Source organism: Serratia sp. NPDC087055, assembly GCF_044900985.1.
Classification (GTDB): domain Bacteria; phylum Pseudomonadota; class Gammaproteobacteria; order Enterobacterales; family Enterobacteriaceae; genus Serratia.
The window spans coordinates 587,099-613,538 of the sequence record NZ_JBJDOG010000001.1 but is presented as its reverse complement, the minus strand read 5'-3'; the positions used below and the strand labels follow the sequence as shown (position 1 = coordinate 613,538).

General features: G+C 54.7%; 18 protein-coding genes. 3 read left to right on the top strand and 15 right to left on the bottom strand.

The features are described 5' to 3' along the window. Positions 1-31: 31 nt before the first annotated feature. From ACI2J2_RS02875 to ACI2J2_RS02840, 8 genes are all read right to left on the bottom strand, one after another. Positions 32-1,606, bottom strand: a complete 1,575-nt coding sequence (locus tag ACI2J2_RS02875) for an ABC transporter substrate-binding protein (protein ID WP_404759368.1) — start codon at positions 1,604-1,606, stop codon at positions 32-34. A gap of 133 nt (positions 1,607-1,739) precedes the next feature. Further along, positions 1,740-2,411, bottom strand: a complete 672-nt coding sequence (locus ACI2J2_RS02870) for an ABC transporter ATP-binding protein (protein ID WP_209635433.1) — start codon at positions 2,409-2,411, stop codon at positions 1,740-1,742. Beyond that, complete coding sequence (locus tag ACI2J2_RS02865) at positions 2,408-3,244, bottom strand: ABC transporter ATP-binding protein (protein ID WP_404759367.1); 837 nt, start codon at positions 3,242-3,244, stop codon at positions 2,408-2,410. Before ACI2J2_RS02865 ends, ACI2J2_RS02870 begins: the two co-directional genes overlap by 4 nt. Beyond that, the gene (locus tag ACI2J2_RS02860) at positions 3,234-4,103 is read right to left on the bottom strand and encodes an ABC transporter permease (RefSeq protein ID WP_209635436.1); all 870 of its coding nucleotides are present in this window, start codon (positions 4,101-4,103) and stop codon (positions 3,234-3,236) included. Before ACI2J2_RS02860 ends, ACI2J2_RS02865 begins: the two co-directional genes overlap by 11 nt. Beyond that, positions 4,100-5,152, bottom strand: coding sequence for an ABC transporter permease (locus ACI2J2_RS02855; RefSeq protein ID WP_265553810.1), 1,053 nt, complete (start codon positions 5,150-5,152; stop codon positions 4,100-4,102). Before ACI2J2_RS02855 ends, ACI2J2_RS02860 begins: the two co-directional genes overlap by 4 nt. Further along, the gene (locus tag ACI2J2_RS02850; RefSeq protein WP_404759366.1) at positions 5,152-6,720 is read right to left on the bottom strand and encodes an ABC transporter substrate-binding protein; all 1,569 of its coding nucleotides are present in this window, start codon (positions 6,718-6,720) and stop codon (positions 5,152-5,154) included. Before ACI2J2_RS02850 ends, ACI2J2_RS02855 begins: the two co-directional genes overlap by 1 nt. 241 nt (positions 6,721-6,961) lie before the next feature. Further along, entirely contained in the window at positions 6,962-7,915 is a 954-nt protein-coding gene (gene cbl / locus ACI2J2_RS02845) for an HTH-type transcriptional regulator Cbl (protein WP_209635451.1), read from the bottom strand. A gap of 379 nt (positions 7,916-8,294) precedes the next feature. Further along, positions 8,295-8,990 (bottom strand): gamma-glutamylcyclotransferase, encoded by a 696-nt coding sequence (locus ACI2J2_RS02840; protein WP_209635453.1) that lies wholly within the window; start codon positions 8,988-8,990, stop codon positions 8,295-8,297. A 373-nt stretch (positions 8,991-9,363) separates the two neighbouring features. Here ACI2J2_RS02840 and ACI2J2_RS02835 point away from each other — a divergent pair, with 373 nt between their 5' ends. Next, entirely contained in the window at positions 9,364-10,182 is an 819-nt protein-coding gene (locus tag ACI2J2_RS02835; protein WP_404759365.1) for a siderophore-interacting protein, read from the top strand. A 473-nt stretch (positions 10,183-10,655) separates the two neighbouring features. Continuing rightward, a complete protein-coding gene (gene chaA / locus ACI2J2_RS02830; RefSeq protein ID WP_209635458.1) occupies positions 10,656-11,756 on the top strand; it encodes a sodium-potassium/proton antiporter ChaA in 1,101 nt (366 codons plus the stop codon). Between the two features lie 40 nt (positions 11,757-11,796). On the opposite strand, the gene lpxO is transcribed toward chaA, so the two are convergent. The 7 genes from lpxO to putP all read right to left on the bottom strand — a co-directional run bounded on the left by lpxO (position 11,797) and on the right by putP (position 21,803). After that, positions 11,797-12,699, bottom strand: coding sequence for a lipid A hydroxylase LpxO (lpxO, locus tag ACI2J2_RS02825; protein WP_209635468.1), 903 nt, complete (start codon positions 12,697-12,699; stop codon positions 11,797-11,799). Positions 12,700-12,934: 235 nt separating this feature from the next. Beyond that, complete coding sequence (gene phoH / locus ACI2J2_RS02820) at positions 12,935-13,720, bottom strand: phosphate starvation-inducible protein PhoH (RefSeq protein WP_209635493.1); 786 nt, start codon at positions 13,718-13,720, stop codon at positions 12,935-12,937. Positions 13,721-14,404: 684 nt separating this feature from the next. After that, positions 14,405-16,552 (bottom strand): TonB-dependent receptor PqqU, encoded by a 2,148-nt coding sequence (pqqU, locus tag ACI2J2_RS02815; RefSeq protein WP_209635495.1) that lies wholly within the window; start codon positions 16,550-16,552, stop codon positions 14,405-14,407. Between the two features lie 213 nt (positions 16,553-16,765). After that, a complete protein-coding gene (gene efeB, locus ACI2J2_RS02810) occupies positions 16,766-18,064 on the bottom strand; it encodes an iron uptake transporter deferrochelatase/peroxidase subunit (protein ID WP_209635497.1) in 1,299 nt (432 codons plus the stop codon). 11 nt (positions 18,065-18,075) lie between these two features. Then, complete coding sequence (efeO, locus tag ACI2J2_RS02805) at positions 18,076-19,212, bottom strand: iron uptake system protein EfeO (protein WP_209635499.1); 1,137 nt, start codon at positions 19,210-19,212, stop codon at positions 18,076-18,078. 18 nt (positions 19,213-19,230) lie between these two features. After that, positions 19,231-20,076: an iron uptake transporter permease EfeU gene (efeU, locus tag ACI2J2_RS02800; protein ID WP_209635501.1), complete on the bottom strand. Its 846-nt coding sequence runs from the start codon at positions 20,074-20,076 to the stop codon at positions 19,231-19,233. A 242-nt stretch (positions 20,077-20,318) separates the two neighbouring features. Continuing rightward, on the bottom strand, positions 20,319-21,803 hold the full coding sequence (putP, locus tag ACI2J2_RS02795) for a sodium/proline symporter PutP (protein WP_265553825.1): 1,485 nt from the start codon (positions 21,801-21,803) through the stop codon (positions 20,319-20,321). Between the two features lie 568 nt (positions 21,804-22,371). Here putP and putA point away from each other — a divergent pair. After that, entirely contained in the window at positions 22,372-26,343 is a 3,972-nt protein-coding gene (gene putA / locus ACI2J2_RS02790) for a trifunctional transcriptional regulator/proline dehydrogenase/L-glutamate gamma-semialdehyde dehydrogenase (protein ID WP_404759364.1), read from the top strand. Positions 26,344-26,440 lie beyond the last annotated feature (97 nt).

The following is a 26,440-nucleotide window of genomic DNA, read 5'->3' as shown; positions in this document are numbered from 1 at the left end:
CCTCATCCTGCAAAAGCCGTGCCGTGGGGAACTACTTACTCACGCGATCCAGGTACAGCATGCTGTTGGCGATATCCACGTTGGCGTCTTTGACGTTATCGCGCAGAGCCACCAGGGTTTGCCCCTGTAGCGCCACGACGTAAGGGGAACTGGCCTGCACTTCGCGCTGAAGTGTGGCATAACGTGCAGCGCGTTGTGCGCCATCGCCTTCCGCCGCTGCCGCACGAGTTTCTGCACTCAACGCCGGGATATTCCACTGGGTACGCCAGGCCAGGGTTTTCGGCCCATCCGGCACGTTGTAGGCGAAGGCGCTGGCGTTGGTGTTTGGATCCAAATAATCGGCGCCCCAATAGGTGAAAATGGCCTGGAAATCACGGCTGCGCATTTTGCCCCACAGGTCACTCTCCACCACCGGATGGATAGCCAATTGCAAACCCGCCTTGGCAAAGCTGGCCTGCAACGCTTGGGCTATATCGGTATACGGCGGTTGGTTGATGACGATCAGATTAATGCGCGTCCCTTCGGCGATCCCGGCGTCATGCAAAATCCGTTTGGCCTTGTCCACGTCGAGTCTGAACGGTTGATTGTCGATGGCACCGTCCAGCCCCAGCGGCAGAAATGCCTGATGGACGCGGTATTGCCCCTTCAACAGGGTGTCAGCAATCGCCTGGTAGTCCACCAGCCAGCGCGCCGCCTGCCACAGGGCGGGGTTACTCAACGCCGGTACCTGTTTGCTGCCGGTGTTGAAACCGAGGTAATAGACCTTGGCCGAGTCCTGCTGTTCTATGCGGATACCCGGTTCTTTACGCAGCGAATTGAACTGATCGGCCCCCAGATCATAGGCCACGTCTGCGTCCCCCTTGAGTAACAATAACCGTCGAGTCCCGGCATCGCTAACATTCTTTAGCAGCACCGTTTTCAGTTTTGCCTGCGGTTGAGCGTAGTCGTTGCGACTGAACAGCAGTGCCTCATGCGGGACATAGTTGCTGACACGATAGGGGCCGGCCCCTGCGGAATTCGAGCGCAACCAAAGGTTGCCGTAGTCTCCCTGTTGGCTGTGCTCATTCAACAGCTTTTCATCGACGATGGACGCTACCGGTGCGGTCAATAGCCGCAACGCCAGTCCGCTGCCGATGTTGGCCGACCAGCTCACGCGTAACTGGCTGTCACTCAGCTTCGTCAATTGACTCGCAACATTATCCGGCGTCCAGCCTAACTCACCGAGAATAAACGACGGTGCCTTGTTCAGCTTTACCGCACGCACCAGCGAGAAAATCACGTCTTCGGGCCGCACCGGGTTACCGGAAGCAAAGCGTTGGTTAGCCTTCAGGGTAAAAATCAGGCTGTGGCCGTCCGCCCCCGCCACCCACCCACTGGCCAGCTCCGGGGCCAGTTTTTCCGGTGTGGTTCGGTCCGGCGTAAGTAACCGCTGGTACAAATTGACCAGGTTGGCCGAACTGACGGTTTCAAAGCTCTCCGCCGGATCCAGGCTGATGATGCCTTCCAGCGAACTGACCACCACCAGCGTGTCTTTTGGGGTGACCGCCTGCGCACCATAACTGGTTACCAGGGCACTGAATAATAAGGTCGGGATGAACCGTTTCATGAGATGCACTCTCCAAAGTCACGCGGATGCGCTATTTTTCGAGTGTAGGGGCAGCGGCTTAGCAGAAGAACGACTATAAATTGCTTTATTTATTACCAAGATGGATATGCCCGCCGCGTTGGCGGGCATAGGCTCAAGCAAGGATCCGGCCCTGCGCCATCGCCACCGAGCGATCGCACATGTGATCGATAACATCGGCATCGTGACTGACCAGGATCATCGTTAAATCTCCCGCCTGTTTCAGTTCGTTGAGCAAATTGAGGATCTCCGCCTGCACTGACATATCCAGTGCCGAGGTGGGCTCATCGAGTAACAACAGCTTGGGTTTTAGCAACAGCGCGCGCACTATCGCCACCCGTTGACGCTGCCCGCCGGAAAGCTGATGGGGATAGCGATCCAACAAACGGGGATCTAAGCCTACCTGACGAAAACCGGCGCTGATTTTCTGCTCGATATCACTCTCTTTCAGCAATTTCAGCGGCTCCGCCAATGTGCGCAGCAAGCGGTGTTTGGGGTGCAGCGACGCGTAGGGATCCTGAAAGACCATTTGTACCTCACGCCGCAGCGTGCCGGTAAAAGGCCGCCCCGGCTGGAGGTCACGGCCCAACAGGTGGAACTCCCCGCTCCAGTGTTCATTTAACCCGGCCAGCACCCACAGCAGCGACGACTTACCGCAGCCGGAAGGGCCAACGAGGCCGAAACACTCACCCTGTTCTATATGCAGGCTGACATCATGCACCACCGTGCGCAATTCATAGCCCTGCCGGTGGCTGACACTGAGATTGTCTAGGGTAATCAGGCTCATTTCAGTGACTCCAGCAGCGCACGATCCAGCACAGGCAGCTGTTTGCCGTGCGTTTCCCGGCTTGGCCGACATGACCACAGCGTGCGGGTATAGGGATGAGTGGCCGTGGCCAGGCGATCGGCAGGTAACTGATCCAGCAGTTCACCCTTGTACATCACCAGCACCCGTTCGCAGTAATGCGCCACCTGCTGTAAATCATGACTGATCAAAATCAGGCCCATATTACGTTGCTCAACCAGATTTTCGATCAGTTGCAGGACCTGATCGCGCATCTGGTGATCCAGCGCTGACGTTGGCTCATCGGCAATCAGTAATTGCGGATCGTTAATCAGCGCAATCGCCAACATCACGCGTTGCCCCATGCCCCCGGACAGCTGGTGCGGGTAGCGTTGACGTAGCGCAACCGGATCGGGCAACCCCACCGCGGCCAGCATATCCAGCACCTTCTCCCGCCGTTCGGCACGCCCAAGGCGGGTATGTAGTAACAGCGGCTCTTCCAACTGACGGCCAATTTGTTGGGTCGGATTCAGCGCATGTTTGGGATCCTGCATCACCATTGCCACTTTGTTACCACGCAGGCGGTTCCACTGACGTTCATTCAGCCGCGTCAGATCGTCTCCCCCTAGCGTCAAACGCTGCGCCTGCAACTGTAACGGTGGCGGCAGCAGCCCCATCAAGGCGCGTGCAGTCAACGATTTGCCCGAGCCGGATTCGCCCACCAGCGCCATCCGTTCCTGGCCCATGCTGAAAGAAATCCCTTTTACCAACGGCTGTGCCCCTGGCAATGCCACCGTCAGCCGTTCAACGGTCAATAAGTTGTTATCAATGCCCATGACGAGGATCCATTTTATCGCGCAGGCCATCGCCCAACAGGTTAAAGGCCAGGCTGGCAAACAGGATTGCTCCGCCCGGTGCGGCGGCCACCCACCACTGATCAAAAATCACTTTACTGCCTTCGGCGACCATCGATCCCCATTCCGCAGTGGGCGGTGCCACACCCATACCGAGAAAACCTAAACCAGCGGCAGACAAGATAATCCCGCCCAGACTCAATGCAGCACGCACCACCGCACTTGGCAGGCACAACGGCAATATATGGCCAGCCATCAGCCGCAAACCGCCAATGCCCTGCATACGCGCGGCCGCCAGATAATCACTGCGGCGCAACGCGAGCGTTTCCGCCCGTGCCTGCCGGGCAAACGACGGCCAACTGGTCAATGCCAGCGCCAGAGCGCCATTCATCAACCCGGGGCCTAGCACCGCGACAAACGCCAACGCGATCACCAGGCTTGGCAATGACAGAAAAATATCGGTGACACGCATTAGAATGCGCTCGACCCAGCCACCGAGGTAACCGGCGCTGATGCCCACCAACAAACCAATAGGAATGGTCAGCAGCAGGATCAATGACACCAGAATTAATGTTGGCCGCGCGCCATAAATGACCCGTGACAACAGATCGCGGCCAAAGCCGTCAGTCCCCAGCCAATGACCGGAGGACGGCGGCAATAGCCGCATCTCTATATGCTGTAGATTGGGATCAAAGGGGGCCAACCAGGGAGCCAGCAGTGCGGTGAGGATCAAAATCGCCACCAGCGTGGCGCCCAACGTCAGCGTGGTCAACTTGCCACGCGAGCGGTAAACGGCAGCCGGCTCGCTCTGGGGTTCATGTTCAGAAAGGTATTGGCTCATCGGGTTCGCGGGTCCACTAAATAGGTCAGCGCGTCAGCCAGCGCGTTAAGCACCACAAAACAGGTACCGATCAACAAGGTCGCGCCAAGAATGGCTGGCGTATCCGCGGCAAACAATGCCGTAGTCAGATAACGCCCAACGCCCGGCCAGGCAAACACTGTTTCAGTCAACACTGCACCTTCCAGCAGGCTGGCATAGGACAGCGACAATACCGTAATCAGTGTACCGAGCACGTTGGGAAACACATGGCGCAACAAAATGCGCGTGCGGCTGGCACCTTTGGAGCGCGCCAGGGTCACGTACTCTTTATTGCACTCTTCCAGCATGGCTGCACGCAGCAAGCGGGTGATGCCCGCCATCGACAGTAATGCCAGTGCCACCACCGGCAACCACAAATGACTGATGGCGTTATAGAACATCTCCCGATCGCCGGATAACCAACTGTCGATCAGGATAAACCCGCTGCGGGGTTCCATGCTGTACAGATAGATGTCGTCCAGCCGGCCCGGCCCTGCAGACCAATGCAGCGTGGCGTAAAACAACAACAGCCCCAACAGGCTAAGCCAGAAGATGGGCACGGAATACCCGATCAACGACAGCAGACGGGCCACGTTATCTAGCCACCCCCCCGGTTTAATCACCGCGAGAAACGCCAGCGTAATGCCACCGACCGCACCGAGGAGAATGGCGCACGTCGCCAGCTCCACCGTCGCCGGGAAGGTGCGCAGCAAATCACTCAAGACCGGCTGCGAAGTAATGCGCGAGATGCCCATATCCCCGTGGGCCAGATGAACCAGATAACGCCAGAATTGCACCGGCAAAGGTTGATCCAACCCCAGATCGTGACGTACCTGGGCATAAGTAGCTTCGCTGGCGTGATCGCCGGCGATCTGCAACGTAGGGTCAATCGGCGCCAAATGCGAAAGCATAAAGGTGAATAACAGTAGACCAAGCAGCGTTAGCGCCAAAGACAGCAAGCCGGTGAACAGCCTGCGCCCCCAGCGCCAACTACGCCGGGCGAACCCGGCGGAGGAAATACGGCTTATCATTACTTGCTGACCTTGCTGTAGAACACCATGTCAGGGTTAATGCCCTGTTCGTAGCCTTTGAGGTTGTCACGCACTGCAATCAGGCTCCGCGCCTGCAAGCCAATCACGAACGGCGAGCTTTGCTGAACGGCCTGTTGCAACTGTTGGTAATCCGCCACCCGTTTGGCGGTGTCATTTTCCGCCGTTGCCGCCAGCGTCAATTTACTTAGCGCAGGGATTTGCCAATTTGCACGCCAGGCCAAGGTCTTGCTACCGTCTTCCGGGTTATAGGCGAAAGCCGCGGCGTTGGTGTTCGGATCAAAATAGTCCGGCCCCCAGGAGGTCAACGTCGCATCGTAGTTCAGGGATTTAACCTTGGTAGAGACTTGCGCACTGAGGCCCGGCACCAGATCCACCTTTACCCCACCTTGCGCAAAGCTGGCCTGCAATGCCTGCGCAATATCCAGATACGGCGGCTGATTGTTGACTTCAAGCTTAAAGCTGACATTTTTAAGACCGGCCTTCGCCAGAATATCTTTGGCCTTGCTCGGGTTAAAACTGTAAGGCTGATCTTTTAACGCCCCCAGGTATCCGTCTGGCAGGAATGCCTGATGCGTCTGGAACTGGCCTTTCAACAGATCGTCAGCAATGCCTTTATAGTCGAACAACCAGCGCGCCGCTTCCCAGAAGGCCGGGTTACCCAATGCCGGTGACGCCTTGGCGTTGAACTGCAAGAAATAGAGCGACGCATACGGGATAGCCAGCGGCTTGACACCCGGCTTACCTTTCAGGGCCGCCATCTGGTCTGCACCCAGGTTACGCGCAATGTCCGCATCCCCCTGCTCAATCAGCAAGCGGCGGGCAGCCGGATCAGGTACGTTTTTGATCAGGATGGTTTTCAGGTTTGGTGCGCCTTCCGGCGAGGTGGGATTGGCATCAAGCACCACCACTTCGTGCGGTACATAGGTACGGATTTTATACGGACCACTGCCCGCGGAATGGTTATTTAGCCACTGGTGGCCCAGATCATCACCCTGCTGATGCGCCAAGGCTTCTTTGGCATCAACAATTGAGGATACCGGAGCCGAAAGCAGGCTCAGCACAAACGCCGGGCTGACGTTTTCACTCCAACTGATTTTTACCCGTTGGTCATCCACTTTGCTCAGGTATTGATCGACGTTTTTCGCATTCCAGCCCAGTTGAGTGAGGATAAACGACGGCTCTAAATTCAACTTCACCACGCGCGACAGCGAGAAGATTACGTCTTCCGGGCGTAACGGGTTGCCGCTGGCGAATTTCGCATCCGGGCGCAGTGTAAACGTCAGGCTGCGGTTATCGCTGCCCGCCTGCCATTCACTGGCCAGCGTCGGCTTAAGCGCGATCGGGTTTTGAGGATCTGACTGAATCAGGCGCTGGTACAGGCTGTTGAACGACTGCACCGTGGTTAATTCAAACCCCTGGGCCGGGTCAAAGCTAACAACGTCATCGATTGATTGGGCAATCACCAAGGTATTGGCGGGGGTTGCCGCCTGGGCACTGAAACTGGCTGCCACAGCCAAAAACACCAAAGAGGGAACGAACGCTTTCATCAAAATCTCTCCAACCGGATGGAATTTATAGTAATTTCGCGAGTGTATGTGAGAGCCATCGGCAGGCGAAGGTACTTAAACAACTATAGATATTCTTTTTATGTCTATAGCTGAGATTTTGATTATTAAGCAGGCGACGCGCTGCTAACAGCACGCAATCAACGCCGCCTGGTTTGAAAGCGGTATCCACGTTATCTTTCGCCGGGCACGGCGCCTGGCCCGGTTTCCATCATCTTCAGGATCAAATTTGGTAGTCGATCACCGTATCCAGCTGTGACGAAAATACCTTGTCTTTGATTTCCGTCAGCGACAGCGTCGGGTTACATAGCTGGATAAACCGCCATGCATAGTTACGTTGTAACTGACTGCGTTTCAATCCTAACCAAACGGTGTTGGGTTCGAACAGGTGCTCCGCGTTAAGGCTGACCAGCCCGTGGTCGCGTTCCTTCTCGTACGACATGTCTGCCAACACGCCAACCCCTAGCCCCAATTCGACATAGGTTTTGATCACGTCGGAATCCTGTGCACTTAGAGCGATATCCGGCGTCAACCCGGCGGCTTTAAACGCGCTGTCCAGCCGTGAGCGGCCGGTAATGCCCTGTCGATAAGTAATCAGCGGCAAGGTGCTGAGCATTTCTAGCGTCACCTGCGGTTGGCGAGTCAGTTCATGCCCTTCCGGCACCAGAATGGTGTGATGCCAGCGGTAATAGGGAAACGCCGCCAGGGATTCATCACTCATCAACCGCTCGCTGGCAATACCTATATCGGCTTCACCGGAAGCCAACATACCGACGATTTCCTCAGGGCTGCCCTGATTCAGTACCACGCGCACCCGCGGATACAACGCCCGGAACTCTTTAATCACCCCCGGTAAGCTGTAGCGCGCCTGGGTATGAGTGGTCGCAATGTGTAGCTGCCCAGTGTCGTTGCTGCTGAATACGTCCGCCAAACGGCGGATATTATTGGCGTCATTCAGGATGCGTTCAGCCACGACCAGCAGCTCTTTACCCGGCTCTGTCATGCCTAATAAACGCTTGCCGCGACGAATAAATATCTCAATGCCCAGTTCTTCTTCAAGCTCCCGAATATGACGGCTCACCCCAGATTGGGAGGTAAATAACGTGTTGGCCACCTCGGTCAGGTTATAGTTGCAGCGCGCCGATTCCCGAATGATTTTTAATTGTTGAAAGTTCATCCACTCCCCCCTGTCGAGCAATATTGTTAATCACAGTGATACGGAATCTGACCTGAGGGGACAAATAAGAAATAACCTTTAGTTATGCATTTTCATGCTAAGTGGATTTTTCACCACGGTGAATTCATTGTTTCTTCGGCTAAAATAAAACAATCCTTTCAAAATTAAACAGATATATATCCACAGCTAAATTGTGGGTTATGTATTCATACAGAATAAAGTTATTAACTATAGGTATTAGATATATATGGCCTAAATCATTCAACTGACATCGCAGTGGTACGACTCAGGTAAGACCGACGGATGAACCGCCAAATATGAAGGGGATAAACGAAAAGAGGTTCAGCATGCTGAACCTCTCGAAAATGCAGGGTGTTGATCACGCCGTCGCTTCGCCGCCGATAGGGCCTGAGGTATTTTGTTGCAGCCACTGCTGTACATAGCTAACCAAGTCACCAATGCAGTCGTCCTTCATGCCGTGGTTTTTCAGCTCGTTATCCAGTGCGAACAGGTACTGGGCATTGGTGCCTAATGGCCCGCTGGCGCTGGCGATCAACGGGGCGATCACCTGATGGCTGGTGTCTTCTTCAAACAGTGGATGCTGTGAGTTCATGACAAACACCAACGCGGTGACGACTTCACCATCGGCCAACCGAAGATCGCACCAGGTCGGCAAATAGCAGTTGGTCACCATTTCGCGTTTCCACAGCAGCTCCAACTCTTCGCGCAGTTTGCTTTCGGGCAGTCGGAACGCCAAGCCTGTGGTATTGCCGCCCTCTTTCAATGCCAGCATACGCCCAGGTTGATGCAGCGTACCGCGCCCGGCGGTTAGCCGCAGGCAGAAAGCGCGATGCCAGCCATGCAGCGTGGCCGGTCGCACCTCTTCAGATTCAAACACCGGATTCCACATCAATGAACCGTAGCCGAAGACCCACACGGGGCTATTATCTGGCCGACGGGATAAAGTACAATCCAGCGAGGCCGCACGCTGCTCTGATGTCAGTAACAGCGACTCCTCAATGGTGCCGAATGCTGTTTTGCAATCCGCATTTTGCAGAAAATCTCGCGTTAACACCTTAACAACCTCCCGGGAATAGGATTGCTCATACTCCCTAGCCACTGTTCAATCTTAATTATTGAGTGCGGAATTTTATTAATTAATTACCTTTCGCACGTTAATAATGACCTTATTCTTTTCTCGGTGAGCAATCAAGTTTCAAACGATGTTTAAGGTGAAAAAGTATTTGTACTCGTGAGCAATAATATCGAAAGTTAAAATACTAAATCTAAGCATGTCGAGATTTCGCTTTTTTGCATTCGTTACCCCCGGAGATCCGAGAGCGACCCAATCACCGATTTGTGTGGCTAGCGCTGCGCCAATCAGCAAACAATTCTCATTATCAAATGGCATGATATACTCACCGCCAAACGAACATAAGGAGAACCCCGTGACTACCGAAGCCCCACGCTCACGCGCGCCCTACCTGATTGCAGTCAGTGCCATTCGCGATATTACCCCACACCTGCGCCGTATCACCTTTACTGCGCCCGACCTGGGTTATTACCCGGCTAACGCTGCCGCCGCACACATTAAGGTTTTTCTGCCGCTTGAAGGCCAGATGCAGCCTGACTTGCCAACGCTGACCGAAAATGGCCCACGCTGGGCGGCAGATGCAGTACGCCCGATCGTCCGCACCTATTCCATCCGTGCGGTACGCCCAGAACAGGCAGAAATCGATATCGAGTTTGCGATACACGATCACAGCGGCCCGGCCGTTAATTTTGCCCGTGAGGCTAAAGCCGGCGATAAAATTGGTATCAGCAATCCCGGCGGCCCTAAACCGATGTTGCCAGAGGCTGATTTCTATTGTCTGGCTGGCGATCCGTCTTCATTACCTGCGCTGGCAGCATTGTTGGAAAATTTACCGGCAGCTAGCGAAGGCCATGCCTTTATCCGTGTCGATAGCGCAGCCGACGTGATCGACCTGAAAAAACCTGCGGGCTTTGAACTGAGTTGGATTATTGGTGGCACCGAGAAAACAGCAGAATTGGTTACGCAGTTTTGCGCCTTACCCTTGCCACAAGCCGACACCCAATACTGGCTGGCGGGTGAAGACCGGCTGGTGGTCGAACTGCGCCGCTACCTGCGCCGTGAGCGCCAATGTGATCGTAATCAGCTTTATGCCGTACCTTACTGGCGTGAGGGTCTAAATGAAGAGGGTTATCATAATAAACGGCATGAAATTATGGATAATATTGACGCCTGACGATATTTTTTCCCTTTATTAACCATACAATAGATGCAGAGACTGCAATTTATGTGCCGTTAATGAGTAAAATTCAGCTCACTGCGTAAAAGTAAGTAAAGAAAACCGCATCCGATGCGGTTTTTTTGTTAATCTAGTCACAGATCCCCAAAATAATCCTGCTGCATCGCGGCTGCACGCGTTGACCCGCAAGGTGAGGCCACGGATGAGCCGAATCGCAACGCAGCTAAAAAAATGCGGCTTGAAGGATAAGAGGGACAACGCAAGCCTAGGCTTTTTTACGTTAACAACATCACATCATTCCCCGGCGCGAGCCACTGGGTGTATCCTATTATTATTAAATGTAAATATACCCACTGCATTTCAAGCTGCGACTTGCAAGGCGACGGGTAAACATTCTGGATGCGCAGAGCTGTCCTTAATGGCAGTCAGCGATGACGGGACCACGCTGTTTGAGAAGGAGTACCATCGAAATGAAGTCGCAAAACGATCCTGGCCGATCCAAATCCCGCCACACTGAATACTCACTGCTTTTCCCGATTGCCGCACTGGTGGTACTGAATCTGTGGGGCACTACCAGCAATTTCCCGCTGATCGTCGGCATTAACATTGTTGCTCTGATCGGTATTCTCAGCAGCGCCTTCAGCGTCGTCCGCCATGCCGACGTGCTGGCTCACCGTTTGGGTGAACCCTATGGCTCGCTGATCCTCAGCCTGTCCGTGGTCATCCTGGAAGTGAGCCTGATTTCCGCGTTGATGGCGACCGGCGATGCCGCGCCGGCGCTGATGCGCGATACGCTCTATTCCATCATTATGATTGTCAGTGCCGGGCTGGTGGGTTTTGCCCTGCTGCTTGGCGGCCGCAAATTTGCGACCCAATACGTTAACCTGGGTGGCATTAAGCAGTATTTGATGGCCATCTTCCCGCTGGCAGTGATTGTATTGGTGTTCCCAAGTGCCCTGCCAGGTGGCAACTTCAGTACCGGTCAGGCGCTGCTGGTCGCGGTCATTTCCGCGGCTATGTACGGTGTGTTTCTGGTTATCCAAACCAAAACTCACCAGAGCCTGTTTGTCTACGAGCATGAAGATGACGATGGCGATCCGCACCACGGTAAGCCTTCCTCGCACAGTAGCGCCTGGCATGCCGGTTGGTTAGTGGTGCATTTGATTGCGGTAATCGCGGTGACCAAGTTCAACGCCAATCCGCTGGAAGGTTTGCTGACCAAGGTAAATGCACCGGCGCAGTTTACCGGCTTCCTGGTCGCACTGTTGATCCTGTCACCTGAAGGTTTGGGCGCACTGCGCGCGGTCTTGAACAACCAGGTGCAACGCGCCATGAACCTGTTCTTCGGCTCCGTGCTGGCCACCATCTCCCTGACGGTGCCCGCGGTGACCATCATCGCCACGCTGACCGGACAAACGCTGATCTTCGGCCTGCAAACCCCGCATATCGTCGTGATGCTGACGGTGTTGCTATTGTGCCAGCTGTCGTTCTCGACCGGCAGAACCAACGTACTGAACGGCACTGCGCACCTGGCGCTGTTCGCCGCTTATATGATGACTATCTTTGCCTGAATAACCGATGGGCGCACGTGCTGCGCCCATCGTCTTTACACTATATTGCGAAAAACACGCCCGCCGCGATACCGCCAAACAAAATCCATTTAATGATGTAATAGCCAGTACGGTTCCACGCTTTTAACCGTTTCCCCACTTTACGCACCGCATAGATGTACTTGAACAGCTTATTGACGCCACCGGTGCGATCGCCCTCTTCATTTGGCGCGGTAGCCGCACTCATCAGGTTGCGGCCCAACCAATGATTGATAGCTTGCGCCCAGCGAAAACGCATTGGCCGCTCGATATCACAAAACAGAATCAGCCGGTTCTGCCCACTCTGGTTTTCGGCAAAATGCAGATAGGTTTCATCAAACATCACGCCCTCGCCGTCGCGCCAGCTGTAGCGCTCACCGTCCACTTCAATAAAGCAGCGGTCATCATTCGGCGTAATCAACCCCAGGTGATAACGCAACGAGCCGGCGTAAGGATCGCGATGCCGCGGCAAACGGCTACCGTCCGGCAGTTCGGCAAACATTGCTGCCTTGACCGAAGGCAGGCTGCGCAGCAGCGCGGTCGTTTGCGGGCACAGGCTCATCGCCGATGGATGGCTGTCTTCATACCACTTGAGATAAAAACGCTTCCAGCCGGTTTTGAAGAATGAATTGAAACCGGCATCGTTAAATTGATCCGAGGCTTTAATCTGCTGGATCGCCATTAACTGCTGCCCTTCATCACGAATGGTTTGCCAATTATCCCGCAGCACCTGTAGCTCTGGGAATTGCTCCGGCTTCAAATAAGGCGTGGTCGGCACCCGTGAAAACAGATACATAAAAACATTCATCGGTGCGGTAAAGGTGGAATGATCCGAAAGCTGCCGCCAGAAGTTATAACGCACCCGGCCACGGTAATGCACATACACAACGCATAAAATAAATAGAAGTAAAATAATGTATTTCATGATTGAACCGCATTGAAGATCCCAACACCCTGTACGCCAATCCAGCGTACACCCCAGTTATTTCCTTTTGGCGGATGAACCGCGTCGCCCTTCCGGAACACCACTAATCATTAACGCTAATTAAACGGAAATCTATACAAAAAACCACAATAATTTACACAAAAGCTAAACGAGCGGGGATTAATGGCAGGCAAGAAAAAGGCCGCCGAGGCGGCCTTTGGTGAGCAGGCAGGTGTTAACTGTAGGCGTTGAGCGTGCGCTGGCACAGGGCGGAGCGGACGCAGTCTTGTTTATCAAAGCGGATGATGCCGATCATGTCATCCTCTTCGAAGCGCTCCATCGCGTCGCTGAGGCCGGACTTCACGCCGCGCGGCAAGTCGCATTGGGTTATGTCACCATTTACGATTACCGTTACATTTTCGCCCAAGCGGGTCAGGAACATCTTCATCTGGCTGGCAGTGACGTTCTGGGCTTCATCCAGGATAACCACCGCATTTTCGAAGGTGCGCCCGCGCATGTAGGCGAAAGGCGCGATCTCTACCTTGCCGATTTCCGGACGCAGGCAGTATTGCATAAAGGACGATCCTAAGCGGCGCACCAGAATGTCATACACCGGGCGGAAATAAGGGGCGAACTTCTCAGAAATATCCCCGGGTAAGAAACCGAGGTCTTCATCCGCCTGCAGAACCGGACGAGTAACAATTATCCGATCCACTTCTTTATGTATAAGGGCTTCTGCCGCTTTCGCGGCGCTGATAAATGTTTTGCCGCAGCCGGCTTCACCGGTGGCAAAAATCAACTGCTTCTTATCTATGGCTATTAAGTAATGACCCTGAGCTTCGGTTCGTGCCAAGATGGGAGAGCTGTCGCGCTTGTCTCGCGCCATGCCGATAGACTCAACACCACCCATTTGTACCAGCGAGGTTACGGACTCTTCTTCAAGCTGGCGATGACTACGAGCGTCACGACGAATAACGCGTTTCGCTTCACGACGTGCTTTGATCACTGCTTTTTGTCTCATAGTGGCACCTTACAGTTTGTTTCACCTACCGCAACGGCCTGGCCGTGCGATTATGTTTCACATACAGATGCGATTTTGGCTCCCTTTTGAGCCAGCGATAGCCAATAGAAAACGTGAATACCCGGCAGGCATTTCGGCATGTCGATTTTTCACGGGACAACGCGGTTGTGACATTAAACGTAGAGTAGAAAGTGACAAGAGTTTGTGTTGACGGGAATGCGTTTTGGTCAGGAAAAGAGTGTCGGAGAGAGAGCCCTCGTTACAACGAGTCATCAGGAAAGGTTTGTTATTTTCTCTTTCTAGCCCAACCAAGGACTTTACCATTAGCGATCCCCGCAGTGATATTTACAGCTTCGAGCTGTGCACCGTGTGAAAACTACCGCCAGATGATTACAGTATAATGACATTCATCTCTCGCGCGTTGCTAAAATGTAAAAAAGATTAATATTTTTTGTTTTCAGCCGCTGCAAGAACACTATATCACGCCGAATACGTCATTCAATAAAATTTTTTAATGATTAAATATCAATATTTTATGATTAAAATCGGCAAATGACATTTCGGTTTCCTGATTAAATTTTAAACAAACAAAAAACTGCCGTTCTTACCCCATTTATAAATAAAAAAGGCGGGAAAGCTCCCGCCCTGGTGTTCTTTGATTACGTCAGTACCGTCTCGTCACGCCTACTCAAAGGTATAAGAAACGCTCACTCCGCCGCCCCAGTTTCTCCCCGGAGCCGGTTCGTAGTAACGTCCATTGCCTTCATTGACGATCACCGAACCTACGTATTGTCGATCGAACAGATTGTCCACCCGACCGAAAACATTCAGCATCCAGTTTCCCATCGGATAACGGTAGCCGGTATTCAAGCCCACGGTTGTATAGGCCGGAGCCTGTTCAGTGTTGGCATCGTTCACCTCGATGTCACTCATATAGCGAATCTCCGCACCGGCATACCAGCCTTCCGGTGGGGACCAGGCCAGCGAAGCATAGCCCATGTTGCGTGCGATGCCCGGCATACGGTTGCCACTGGGCACGTTGTTCGCCGCCGAGCACTGGCTGTCCCCGCAGACATCATCGCGGTAGCGTGCATCCAGCAACGTCCAGGCCAACTGCACCCGCCAGTCGTAAGCGAACTGCTGATCCAGTGCCAGCTCCAGCCCGCGTCTGCGGGTTTGCCCGGCATTTTTGTAACTGGTGCGCCCGTTGCTGCTTTCATCTACCACAATTTCATTGCGTGTGTCGGTCTGGAAAACGGCTGCGGTCAACAAGCCATTGCCAATACGGGTTTTACTGCCCAACTCCACCGTGTCACTGGTCGCAGGCTGTAAACCAAAGTTAAGCCCAGCCTGATCGCCGGAGCGGTACGACAGCTCATTAATGGTCGGTGTTTCAAAGCCGCGACCGGCTGACAGATACAGGTTCCAACCGCTCATCACGGCATAGTTGAGGGAGCCGGCCGGCAGCCACTGGTGATAGCTTGCGCTGCCACTGTCATCGCCGTTACTGCCGGTGATGTAGTGATCGTTGGAGTCGAAATTGACGGTGCTGTAACGCATCCCCACATCCAGCGTCAGTTGTTGGGACAACTGCCACGACGTTTGCAGGTATGGGTCCACATTCCACATCAGGTTGCGCTCGTTCCGACGCAACGCACCCTCAGTGCCCAGTTCCGTAACGCCATTAACCCGAGTAAAGTTTTCATACCCTTTGCGCTGTTCGGTCATGGTTTCATAATCCAGCCCACCGGTCAGGGTATAAGGCACGCCCAGTTCGCCACGGTGCGTCCAGCGAGTATCAATCCCCTGATAGTGACGCGTCAGGTCAATCACCCCGCCAGGATGCTGCGCGCTGCGTTGTTGCACCGCAACCGGTATCGATTGATATTGCGTGGTTTCACGCTCGCCGGCGTACATCATGATGCTCAAGTCATCATTGACGCCCATTTGGCGCTCGTAATGCAAACCGGCCTGGGTTTGCGACGTGCTTTTACGCGTATTGTACTGATCGGCGCGTGGCGCCTGCCGGGGATTATCATGCCATTCGGCTGACGTCAGGCCACCGGGATCATTGGCATTGATATCGACACTGTTGAACAGCAGCGTAAGCGTGCTGACATCATCGATACGCACGCCCAGCTTGGCATTACCGAGATTTTTCTGCGCACCGCTGTGATCGCGGAACCCCTGAGTGGTGAAACGCGTGCCTGAAATGGTGTAGTTAACATCACCCGCGTGGGTTCCGTCACCGGTTGCCCCGGTCGCCTTGACGCCATAGCGCCAGGTGCCGTAACTGCCAAAGTATGAACTGGTCTCAAGGCGGGTGGGCTGTTGGCCGGTTTCGGTTTCCACGTTCACCATACCGCCAGACGCGTTGCCGTAAAGTGCGGAAAATGGCCCGCGCAACACTTCCACCTTTTCGACCGAATTCAGATCTATGTTCGACGTTTGCCCTTGCCCATCAGGCATGGTGGCAGGAATGCCGTCAACATAAATACGCACCCCGCGCACGCCATACATTGAGCGTGCGCCAAAACCGCGCACCGATAACTGCAAATCTTGCGCATAGTTCTGGCGATTTTGGATTTGCAGACCAGGCACGCTACCCAGGCTTTCCGACAGGTTGATCTGCGGCCGTGCTTCACGGATTTGATCGCCAGTGACCACGCTAACGGCCGCCGGGGTTGAGAGTTCAGAAAGACCGCTGCGCTTGGCAGTGACCACCATGGTCTGTTCGCTATCCTTGTCCTGCGCAAAGCTGGCAGAAACAGGCAGTAGAGCCGGAATAACCAGCGCTGAAACTGCCAACCGGTTTTTATGAGTGCTTTTCATCAGGAGAATGCCGTTAAAGGGACAGAATGATATGAACCATTTGGAACGTTATGGCCAACATGTTAATGCTTTTAACAAAAAATGAAAATAGTTAGCCTAATTAAAGCCCGGTCCATCAATAGCGCAAGGCCACTGTTGATTTTAATTAACCGAGGTTCATCGTGAAGAGCTGAAATAAGGAGGCGGGGAAGTCCCCGCCCAATGAGATGTAATTTATGCCTTTAGCAGCCCGCTACCCAGGTAATCATTGGCGTCTTTTACCCCCGGCAGCGCAAAGAAATAGCCGCCACCGATAGGTTTGACATACTCTTCCAGTGCCTCGCCGTTCAGGCGTTTTTGCACCGTCAGGAAGCCTTTTTCCAGATCGGCCTGGTAGCACACAAACAGCAGCCCCATTTCCAACTGGCCGGAATTGGATACGCCGATCGAATAGCTGTAACCACGGCGCAACAGCAAATTGCTCTGCGTTTGTGGCGTACGCGGGTTCGCCAGACGGATGTGCGCATCCATCGGGATCATTTTGCCCTCGGGATCTTGGGCGTAGTTCGGCTCGTCATGTTCATGCTTCATGCCAAGCGGCGCACCACTGTGCTTCTCGCGCCCAAAGATGGTTTGCTGTTCCTGCAAGGGTGTGCGGTCCCAGAACTCGACGTGGAAGCGGATAATACGCGCAGCCTGATAGCTGCCCCCTACCGCCCACGCAGGTTCCCCGGCGTTGTCAGCCACCCACACCACCTGGTCCATCAGCGGTTTGTCGTCGGTTTTCGGGTTGGCGGTACCGTCCTTAAAGCCCAACAGGTTGATCGGCGTTTCTTTGCCTTTGCTGCGGGCAGCATGAGCGGATATAAATCCTTCGCGTTTCCAGCGCACGCTGAGCAGATCCGGCGAATGCTTGATAATGTCACGCAATGCATGGATCACCGTCTCATTGGTATTCGCGCAAATCTGCAACAACAAATCGCCGTGGCACAGGCTGGCATCTAATGAATCGTTGGGGAAACGCGTCATTTTCTGCAATCGCAGCGGTTTGTGCGCCTGCAGACCGAAACGCTCGTCGAACAACGAGGTCCCAACCGACACGGTGATGGTCAGGTTATCGGGATAAATCTCCGGCCCCATAATGCCCGAATCGAGCGGTGGCAGCTTGGGATCAACCTCCGGGGCCTTACCGCCCGTGGTCAAAAAGGCAATGCGGGTGGTCAGCAGCCGAAATAGCCGCTCCAAATCCTGCTTGTTGCTTGCCAGTACGTCGAACGCCACCAGCATCATTGCCGCCTGCTGCGGGGTGAGAATACCGGCCTGATGTACACCATAGAAGGGTTGCTTCTGCCAACGTTCATCCTGCGGTACCGCCAGCGGTTCAGCGGCGCTATCTTTTGCCTGAGCCAAACGGCTGCTGCCCAACGCCAAAACGCCGAACCCTAACCCTTGCAGCAAACGCCGACGCGACGGTGACGCCGCGCCCTGGGGTTGCTGATGCGGCCCGTTTTCCGGGCCGATCTTGTTACTCATAGTGCTTTGCCTCAATCCAGACCCAGAACGCCACGCAGTTGTGACAGGTCTTCCGCCAGGGTGGTGATTGGCCCTTTCATGGCTTTACGATCGGCATCCGTCAGCTTCTCGTAAGACTCATAGCCCTCTTTAGTTTTATATTTCGCCAAGATGGTATCCACGGTTTTGAAGTTGGCGTCAATCTTGTCCAACAACGGCTTGTTGGCCTTAACCAACAGCGGGCGCAGCAGGTTCACAATTTTTTGTGCACCGTCGACGTTGGCTTGGAAGTCCCACAGATCAGTACGGCTATAACGATCTTCTTCACCACTGATTTTGCTCGCGGCCACTTCCTCGATCAAACCGGCTGCACCACCGACCACTTTGCTTGGCGGGAAGGTCAGATCGTTCACGCGTTTTTGCAGTTCAACGGTGTCGTTATACAGTTGCTCCGCGTATTTGCTCATGTCTTTGGTGGTGTTGTCGGCAAACAGCGCTTTTTCCAGACGGTGGAAACCGGTGAATTTCGGATCTTCCGCTTTCTTCTCGTAATCATCTTCACGGGCATCGATACTGCCGTCCAGATCAGAGAACAGCTCAGCAATAGGTTCAATGCGCTCGTAGTGTTGACGTGTCGGGGCATAGAGTTTGCGCGCCAGCTCCACGTTGCCGGCTTTTACCGCATCGGTGAACAGTTTGGTCTGTTTGACCAGCCCTTCCACTTCCTTGGTCACGTAAACTTTATATTCAGCAATCGGCCCAACCAAATCCATCGCATTAGGTTTGCCGTCAGTGGCCGCGCCGGCAGCAGCCGTCACGATCAATTTACCCTTCGGATTACTGAGCAGGCCGCAGGTCATGTCGTACTCACCCGCATCGAGATTGGCCGTCATTTTCTGAGTGAAGCCCGGCGCGATATTCTCGCGCTCTTCCACCACCATCACCCCTTTCAGGATTTCCCATTCAACGTTTTTCTGGCTGGTGTTGTGCACCACAAATTGGGTTTTACCGGCCGGCACGGTCAATTGCATCGGCTCACACTGTTTGTCGTTTACGGTTATCTTTACCTGCGGCACGTCCGCCGCTAAGGCGTTGGTGCTCAGCGCGAACGCCGGGAGAGCCAGTAATGCTGCGTGCAACGCCTTGCGGCGGAATAACGGAGTAGACATACAAGATTCCCTCTTAAATTAATGATTGATTTTACGTTGCGCCGAAACCGCAGCCGGTTCCGCACGCTGCGGCAGGAAAAAGAAAATCAGAGCCGGGATCAGATACAAGAAATAGACCACCACTTCACTCACCGTCGGTGCTTCCTGGTAGCCGAAAATCCCCTCAAGCAGGGTGCCAAACAGTGAATGGGTTGAAAGGTGGTTGCTGAAATCGAAGGCAATATCCTGGAAATGGTTCCACAGCCCGGCCTCGTGGAAAGCACGAATCGCGCCTGCGGCCAGACCGGCAGCAACGAACAGAATAAACAGGCTGGTCCATTTGAAGAATTTGGCCAGGTGCAGCTTCACACCGCCCCAATAGATCACCATGCCCAGAATGATCGCGGCAACCAGGCCCAGCACCGCACCGATCGGGGCCGCAATCCCCACGTCTTGCTGGAAGGCCGCCAGCAGGAAGAACACCGACTCTAGCCCTTCGCGGGCAACGGCAAAGAACACCATCGCCACCAGCGCCCAGCCCTGGCCTTTGCCGGAGTTGAGCGCATTGTCGATCGCCCCTTCCAGATGCACCTTGACCGACTTGGACACTTTACGCATCCAGAACACCATATAAGTCAGGATAAACACGGCCACCACGGCGACAATGCCCTCGAACAGTTCTTGCTGCTTCTGGGGGAATTCACCGGTGGTTTCATTGATGAAAATGCCAAGCGCCAGGCACAGGGCAGCGGCAACAATCACCCCTATCCATACCACGCCTAGCCATTGACCCCGCTGCGTGCGTTTTAGGTAGCTGGCGATCAGGCTGACGATTAACGCAGCCTCCAACCCCTCACGGAACATGATAAGGAAGGGAACAAACATAAGTAATAACCCCTAAAAAGGCATCTGCTGCAAAGCGCCCGCACGCCGAAACGGCGGCAACGCCAATGTAAAGAAAAGTAAAACACAACGATAGTGATTATCATTCTGGCTGGCGGAAATACAAGAGCGGCAAGGGTGATTTTTTCTAATCAAATGTCGCCAGTTGTTTCAGGCAGATGATAGCAAGGCGAGAAATGACAAAGGACGCATTAAGCGTCCTTTGGTCTTGCACGACGAGAGCGTTAAACGGTTTTGAACTCGGCTTCAGCCTGTTCGAAACGTTCGGTAATGGTCGTCGAAGGTTTGCGCCCCATCAGGCTCACCACGACGATGGCGACGCAGCCAAGCAGGAAGCCAGGGATAATTTCATACAGCCCCAACCAGGCAAAGTGTTTCCAGACGATCACGGTGCCCGCTCCCACCAGCATACCGGCCAATGCGCCATTACGCGTCATGCGTGACCACATCACAGAGATCAGGACGACCGGGCCAAAGGCCGCGCCGAAACCGGCCCACGCGTAGCTCACCAGACCCAATACGCGGTTTTCCGGGTTTGCTGCCAGTGCGATAGCCACCAACGCCACGACCAGCACCATGATACGCCCTACCCACACCAGCTCACGTTGGCTGGCACCTTTACGCAGGAAGGCTTTGTACAGGTCTTCGGTAATGGCACTTGAACAAACCAGCAGTTGGCAGCTTAGGGTGCTCATTACGGCCGCCAGAATCGCCGACAGCAGAATGCCCGCAACCCACGGGTTGAACAGAATCATCGCCAGTTCGATAAACACGCGTTCGCCGTTCTGCGACACATTACCCGCCAATTCCGGGTTGTTGGCGAAGTAGGCAATGCCGAAGAAACCAACGGCAATGGTGCCAGCCAGACACAGAATCATCCAGGTCATGCTGATACGGCGTGCGCTGCGGATAGTGCGGTGAGAGTCTGCGGCCATGAAACGCGCCAGAATGTGTGGTTGACCGAAATACCCCAAGCCCCAACCCAGCAGCGAAAGAATAGCCACAAAGTTCAGGCCTTTCAGCATGTCGATATTGGCCGGATTCTTCGCCTCAATCACCAGCATTGACGTGTCGATCCCCCCAACGGCAAAGATCACAATCACCGGCGTCAAGATCAGCGCGAAAATCATCAGGCTGGCCTGTACGGTGTCAGTCCAGCTCACCGCCAGGAAACCGCCAATAAAGGTATAAAGGATAGTGGCAGCAGCACCGGCCCACAGCGCCGTTTCGTAGCTCATCCCAAAGGTGCTTTCGAACAGGCGCGCGCCGGCCACGATACCGGAGGCACAATAGATGGTGAAGAATACCAGGATGACAATGGCTGAAATCACCCGCAACATCTTGCTGCTGTCTTCAAAACGGCTAGTGAAATAATCCGGTAACGTTAGGGCGTTATTGTTGGCCTCGGTGTGAACACGCAGCCGCCCCGCCACCAGTTTCCAGTTAAAGTAAGCGCCGATCGTCAGGCCAATGGCAATCCAGCTTTCTGAAATGCCGGACAGGAAGATGGCGCCCGGCAGGCCCATCAGCAACCAGCCGCTCATATCTGATGCGCCGGCAGAGAGCGCGGTCACTACGCTACCCAAGCTACGACCGCCCAGAATGTAGTCGTCAAAGTTATTGGTTGCCCGGTAGGCAAGTAAGCCGATTAACACCATCCCGAAGATATACACCAGGAAAGTCACCAGCATTGGTGTGCTCATTGTCATGAAATTCTCCACTCTCATTATTATTTCGCGCTGTATTGCGATAGTTACTGCTTGCCAATCCGCCGGAACGTGGCGAAATGCGGACACCCCGCAGGTGAAATATAGTTTCCACCCGTAATTGTCTGACCGCTGGCTATCCTAGTTGACCTGTTCATTACCCAACAAGACATTTAACAACAAAGTTACACAAAGTTTACCCTGCGTCACATTTAACCGCTCTCAAAGTTGCACCAGCTACACCCCGAAAGAGTTGCACCTCATACAAACGCGGCCTTACCCCTGAAATTACTGGGGATAACACGCCTAAATACCCTATTCACCCCCGTTGTTTATCCTGTCTGTCAAAAGCAGCAGCAAGAACCGTGCCGGTTATCGATGTTAAAAAACTGATGAAACTCACACTTCGCTCATCAGCTTGATTTAACAAGGTTGCACAAAGTTGCAACATGCAGGATATTGTCTGCATTCATCACAGCACACAACGCACGAACCTATCCCCACAGGCTATTTGGCCCGCAGTGTGTATAGCCTGATGGGATAGGTTCTTAAACACAGGAGTTGGATTGGCATGGGCACTACCACAATGGGCGTGAAGCTCGACGAGGCAACGCGCGATCGCATCAAAAGCGCAGCACAGCGTATCGATCGCACGCCACACTGGCTGATCAAACAAGCCATCTTTAATTATCTCGAACGTCTCGAGAACGGTTCCGATATTCCTGAAATTCCTGCACTTGCCGCCGCCGGCCAGGCCGAAGCGGACGACATTATGCCGCAAGTGCAAGAAGAGTCCCACCAGCCATTCCTTGAATTTGCAGAACAGATTCTGCCCCAGTCGGTTAGCCGCGCTGCCATCACGGCGGCTTATCGCCGCCCTGAGACCGAAGCGGTGCCGATGTTACTTGAACAGGCGCGATTACCTGCCGATCTTGCCAAAGCTACCCATAAGATGGCTTACAGCATCGCAGAAAAATTGCGTAACCAAAAAAGTGCAAACGGCCGCGCCGGGATGGTGCAAGGTTTGCTGCAAGAGTTCTCGCTTTCCTCACAGGAAGGCGTTGCGCTGATGTGCCTGGCAGAAGCCCTGCTGCGTATTCCAGATAAACCAACCCGTGATGCGCTGATCCGCGACAAAATCAGCAACGGCAACTGGCATTCCCACCTCGGCCGCAGCCCGTCTCTGTTTGTTAACGCCGCCACCTGGGGCCTGCTGTTTACGGGCAAACTGGTGTCGACCCATAACGAAGCTAACCTGTCTCGCTCATTGAACCGTATTATCGGCAAAAGCGGTGAGCCGCTGATCCGCAAAGGCGTGGATATGGCGATGCGCCTGATGGGTGAACAATTCGTTACCGGTGAAACCATCGCCGAAGCGCTGGCTAACGCCCGCAAGCTGGAAGATAAAGGTTTCCGCTACTCTTACGACATGTTGGGTGAAGCTGCCCTGACCGAAGCTGACGCCCAGGCTTATCTGGTGTCCTACCAGCAAGCCATCCACGCGATCGGCAAAGCATCCAACGGCCGTGGCATCTATGAAGGCCCGGGTATTTCGATCAAGCTTTCTGCACTGCACCCGCGCTACAGCCGCGCGCAGTACGAACGCGTCATGGAAGAGCTTTACCCGCGCTTATTGTCACTGACGCTGCAAGCGCGCCAATATGACATCGGCATTAACATCGATGCCGAAGAAGCCGACCGTCTGGAAATCTCACTCGATCTGCTGGAAAAGCTGTGCTTTGAGCCACAATTGGCAGGCTGGAACGGCATTGGTTTCGTTATCCAGGCCTATCAGAAACGTTGCCCGTTCGCCATCGATGCGGTGATCGACATGGCACAACGCAGCCGCCGCCGTCTGATGATCCGTCTGGTGAAAGGCGCTTACTGGGACAGCGAGATCAAACGCGCCCAAATGGACGGTCTGGAGGGCTATCCGGTATATACCCGCAAGGTCTACACCGACGTTTCCTATCTGGCCTGCGCGCGCAAACTGTTGGCTGTGCCAAATTTGATTTACCCACAGTTCGCTACTCACAATGCCCATACCCTGAGCGCCATTTACCATTTGGCGGGCAATAACTACTACCCAGGTCAGTATGAGTTCCAATGCCTGCACGGCATGGGTGAACCCCTGTATGAGCAAGTCGTGGGTAAAGTGGCTGACGGTAAGCTGAACCGCCCTTGCCGTATTTATGCCCCGGTCGGCACCCATGAAACGCTGCTGGCGTATCTGGTACGTCGCCTATTGGAAAACGGCGCCAATACCTCATTCGTTAACCGCATCGCCGACGCCACGCTGCCGCTCGACGAGCTGGTTGCCGATCCTGTCAGCGCAGTCGAAGCTCTGGCTGCGACGGAAGGTCAAATTGGCCTGCCGCATCCACGCATCCCGCTACCACGCGAACTGTACGGCGAGAAACGCACCAACTCCAGCGGCCTGGATCTGTCCAACGAACAGCGTCTGGCCTCCTTGTCCAGCGCACTCTTGACCAGCGCCACGCATCCATGGCGCGCAGAGCCAATTATCGACGCTGAGCTGGATCAAGGTGTTGAGCAACCGGTGATTAACCCTGCCGAACCGGGCGATGTCGTCGGTTACGTACGTGAAGCCACCGAAGCGGAAGTCAGCCGGGCGCTTGATGCCGCCGCCGCCGCCGGCCCAATCTGGTTTGCTACCCCACCGTCCGAACGCGCCGCGATCCTTGAACGCGCCGCTGAACTGATGGAAGGTCAGTTGCAGAGCCTGCTGGGTATTCTGGTGCGCGAAGCCGGTAAAACCTTTAATAACGCCATCGCAGAAGTCCGTGAAGCGGTCGATTTCCTGCATTACTACGCAGGCCAGGTACGTGATGACTTCGCCAATGACAGCCATCGCCCTCTGGGCCCGGTCGTCTGTATCAGCCCGTGGAACTTCCCCCTGGCAATCTTCACCGGCCAGATTGCCGCGGCACTGGCAGCAGGCAACAGCGTGCTGGCCAAACCGGCAGAGCAAACCCCACTGGTTGCCGCGCAGGCCGTGCGTATTCTGTTGGAAGCCGGTATTCCGCAAGGCGTGCTGCAACTGTTGCCAGGCCAGGGCGAGAGCGTTGGTTCGGTACTGGTTAACGATGCCCGCGTCCGCGGTGTGATGTTTACCGGTTCTACCGACGTCGCCGGTATCCTGCAGCGCAGCATCGCCGGCCGTCTGGATCCGCAAGGGCGTCCAACCCCGTTGATCGCCGAAACGGGCGGCCTGAACGCCATGATCGTGGACTCTTCGGCGCTGACTGAACAGGTCGTAACCGACGTAGTCGCTTCCGCTTTCGACAGCGCTGGCCAGCGTTGCTCTGCCCTGCGTATCCTGTGCATTCAGGAAGACGTGGCAGATCACACGTTGCAAATGTTGCGCGGTGCGATGGCCGAGTGCCGCATGGGTAACCCGGAACGCCTGTCTACCGATATCGGTCCGGTGATCGATGCCGATGCCAAAACCGGTATCGAACGCCATATCCAGGCGATGCGCGCCAAAGGCCGCAAGGTTTATCAGGCAGCGAAAGGCAATGCGCAGGATGAGAAAGAGTGGTCACGCGGCACCTTCATCAAACCAACGCTGATCGAACTGGACAGCTTTGATGAGCTGCAAAAAGAGATCTTCGGCCCAGTGCTGCACGTAGTCCGCTTCCAACGCACCAATCTGGAGTCGCTGGTCGATCAGATCAACGCCGCCGGTTATGGCCTGACGCTGGGTATCCACACGCGTATTGATGAGACCATTGCCCGCGTGACTGAGCGCGCCAAGGTCGGTAACCTGTACGTCAACCGCAACATGGTCGGTGCAGTCGTCGGCGTACAGCCGTTCGGCGGCGAAGGCCTGTCCGGCACCGGTCCGAAAGCCGGTGGTCCGCTGTACCTGTATCGTTTGCTGGCTAACCGCCCAGATGATGCCGTGCAACGCACTCTAAACCGTCAGGATGACGAACGCCCGCTGGAAGCCACCGCACGACCACAGCTGCTAAAAGCACATCACGCGCTGGAACAATGGGCAGTAGCCGATAAACAACCGGAACTGGTTGCCTTGGCACAGCGTTACGCCGAATTGGGCCAGGGTGGCACCATGCGTCCTCTGCCAGGCCCGACCGGCGAACGCAACACTTATGCCCTGCTACCGCGTGAGCGCGTTCTGTGCCTGGCCGATAACGAGGCCGATGCCTTGACGCAGTTGGCTGCGGTACTGGCAGTAGGCAGCAGCGTGTTGTGGCCAGAAGCCGAGCTGCAACGCAGCCTGTATCGCCGCCTGCCGGCAGCCGTTCAGGCCAGCATCAGCTTCAGCAAAGATTGGCAGCAGGATAAGGTCGAATTCGACGCCGCCATTTACCACGGCGACGCCGATCAGTTGCGTATCCTGTGTGAGCAAATCGCCCAGCGCAGCGGTGCAATCGTGTCAGTGCAAGGCTTTGCCCACGGCGAAACCAATATCCTGTTGGAGCGCCTGCTGATAGAACGCTCGCTGAGCGTGAATACCGCCGCCGCCGGCGGCAACGCCAGCCTGATGACGATCGGTTAATCGGTAGCACGCCTCCAATCTGCGAACCTTCCCGCAAACCCTGCACTCATGCAGGGTTTTTTATTGTCTGTACCACAGCAGAACGCTAGCGTATCAA

Coding starts and splice junctions, on each gene's coding strand:
- ACI2J2_RS02875 (WP_404759368.1), bottom strand. CDS start 1,606: ATGAAACGGTTCATCCCGACCTTATTATTCAGTGCCCTGGTAACCAGT.
- ACI2J2_RS02870 (WP_209635433.1), bottom strand. CDS start 2,411: ATGAGCCTGATTACCCTAGACAATCTCAGTGTCAGCCACCGGCAGGGC.
- ACI2J2_RS02865 (WP_404759367.1), bottom strand. CDS start 3,244: ATGGGCATTGATAACAACTTATTGACCGTTGAACGGCTGACGGTGGCA.
- ACI2J2_RS02860 (WP_209635436.1), bottom strand. CDS start 4,103: ATGAGCCAATACCTTTCTGAACATGAACCCCAGAGCGAGCCGGCTGCC.
- ACI2J2_RS02855 (WP_265553810.1), bottom strand. CDS start 5,152: ATGATAAGCCGTATTTCCTCCGCCGGGTTCGCCCGGCGTAGTTGGCGC.
- ACI2J2_RS02850 (WP_404759366.1), bottom strand. CDS start 6,720: ATGAAAGCGTTCGTTCCCTCTTTGGTGTTTTTGGCTGTGGCAGCCAGT.
- cbl (WP_209635451.1), bottom strand. CDS start 7,915: ATGAACTTTCAACAATTAAAAATCATTCGGGAATCGGCGCGCTGCAAC.
- chaA (WP_209635458.1), top strand. CDS start 10,656: ATGAAGTCGCAAAACGATCCTGGCCGATCCAAATCCCGCCACACTGAA.
- lpxO (WP_209635468.1), bottom strand. CDS start 12,699: ATGAAATACATTATTTTACTTCTATTTATTTTATGCGTTGTGTATGTG.
- phoH (WP_209635493.1), bottom strand. CDS start 13,720: ATGAGACAAAAAGCAGTGATCAAAGCACGTCGTGAAGCGAAACGCGTT.
- pqqU (WP_209635495.1), bottom strand. CDS start 16,552: ATGAAAAGCACTCATAAAAACCGGTTGGCAGTTTCAGCGCTGGTTATT.
- efeB (WP_209635497.1), bottom strand. CDS start 18,064: ATGAGTAACAAGATCGGCCCGGAAAACGGGCCGCATCAGCAACCCCAG.
- efeO (WP_209635499.1), bottom strand. CDS start 19,212: ATGTCTACTCCGTTATTCCGCCGCAAGGCGTTGCACGCAGCATTACTG.
- efeU (WP_209635501.1), bottom strand. CDS start 20,076: ATGTTTGTTCCCTTCCTTATCATGTTCCGTGAGGGGTTGGAGGCTGCG.
- putP (WP_265553825.1), bottom strand. CDS start 21,803: ATGACAATGAGCACACCAATGCTGGTGACTTTCCTGGTGTATATCTTC.
- putA (WP_404759364.1), top strand. CDS start 22,372: ATGGGCACTACCACAATGGGCGTGAAGCTCGACGAGGCAACGCGCGAT.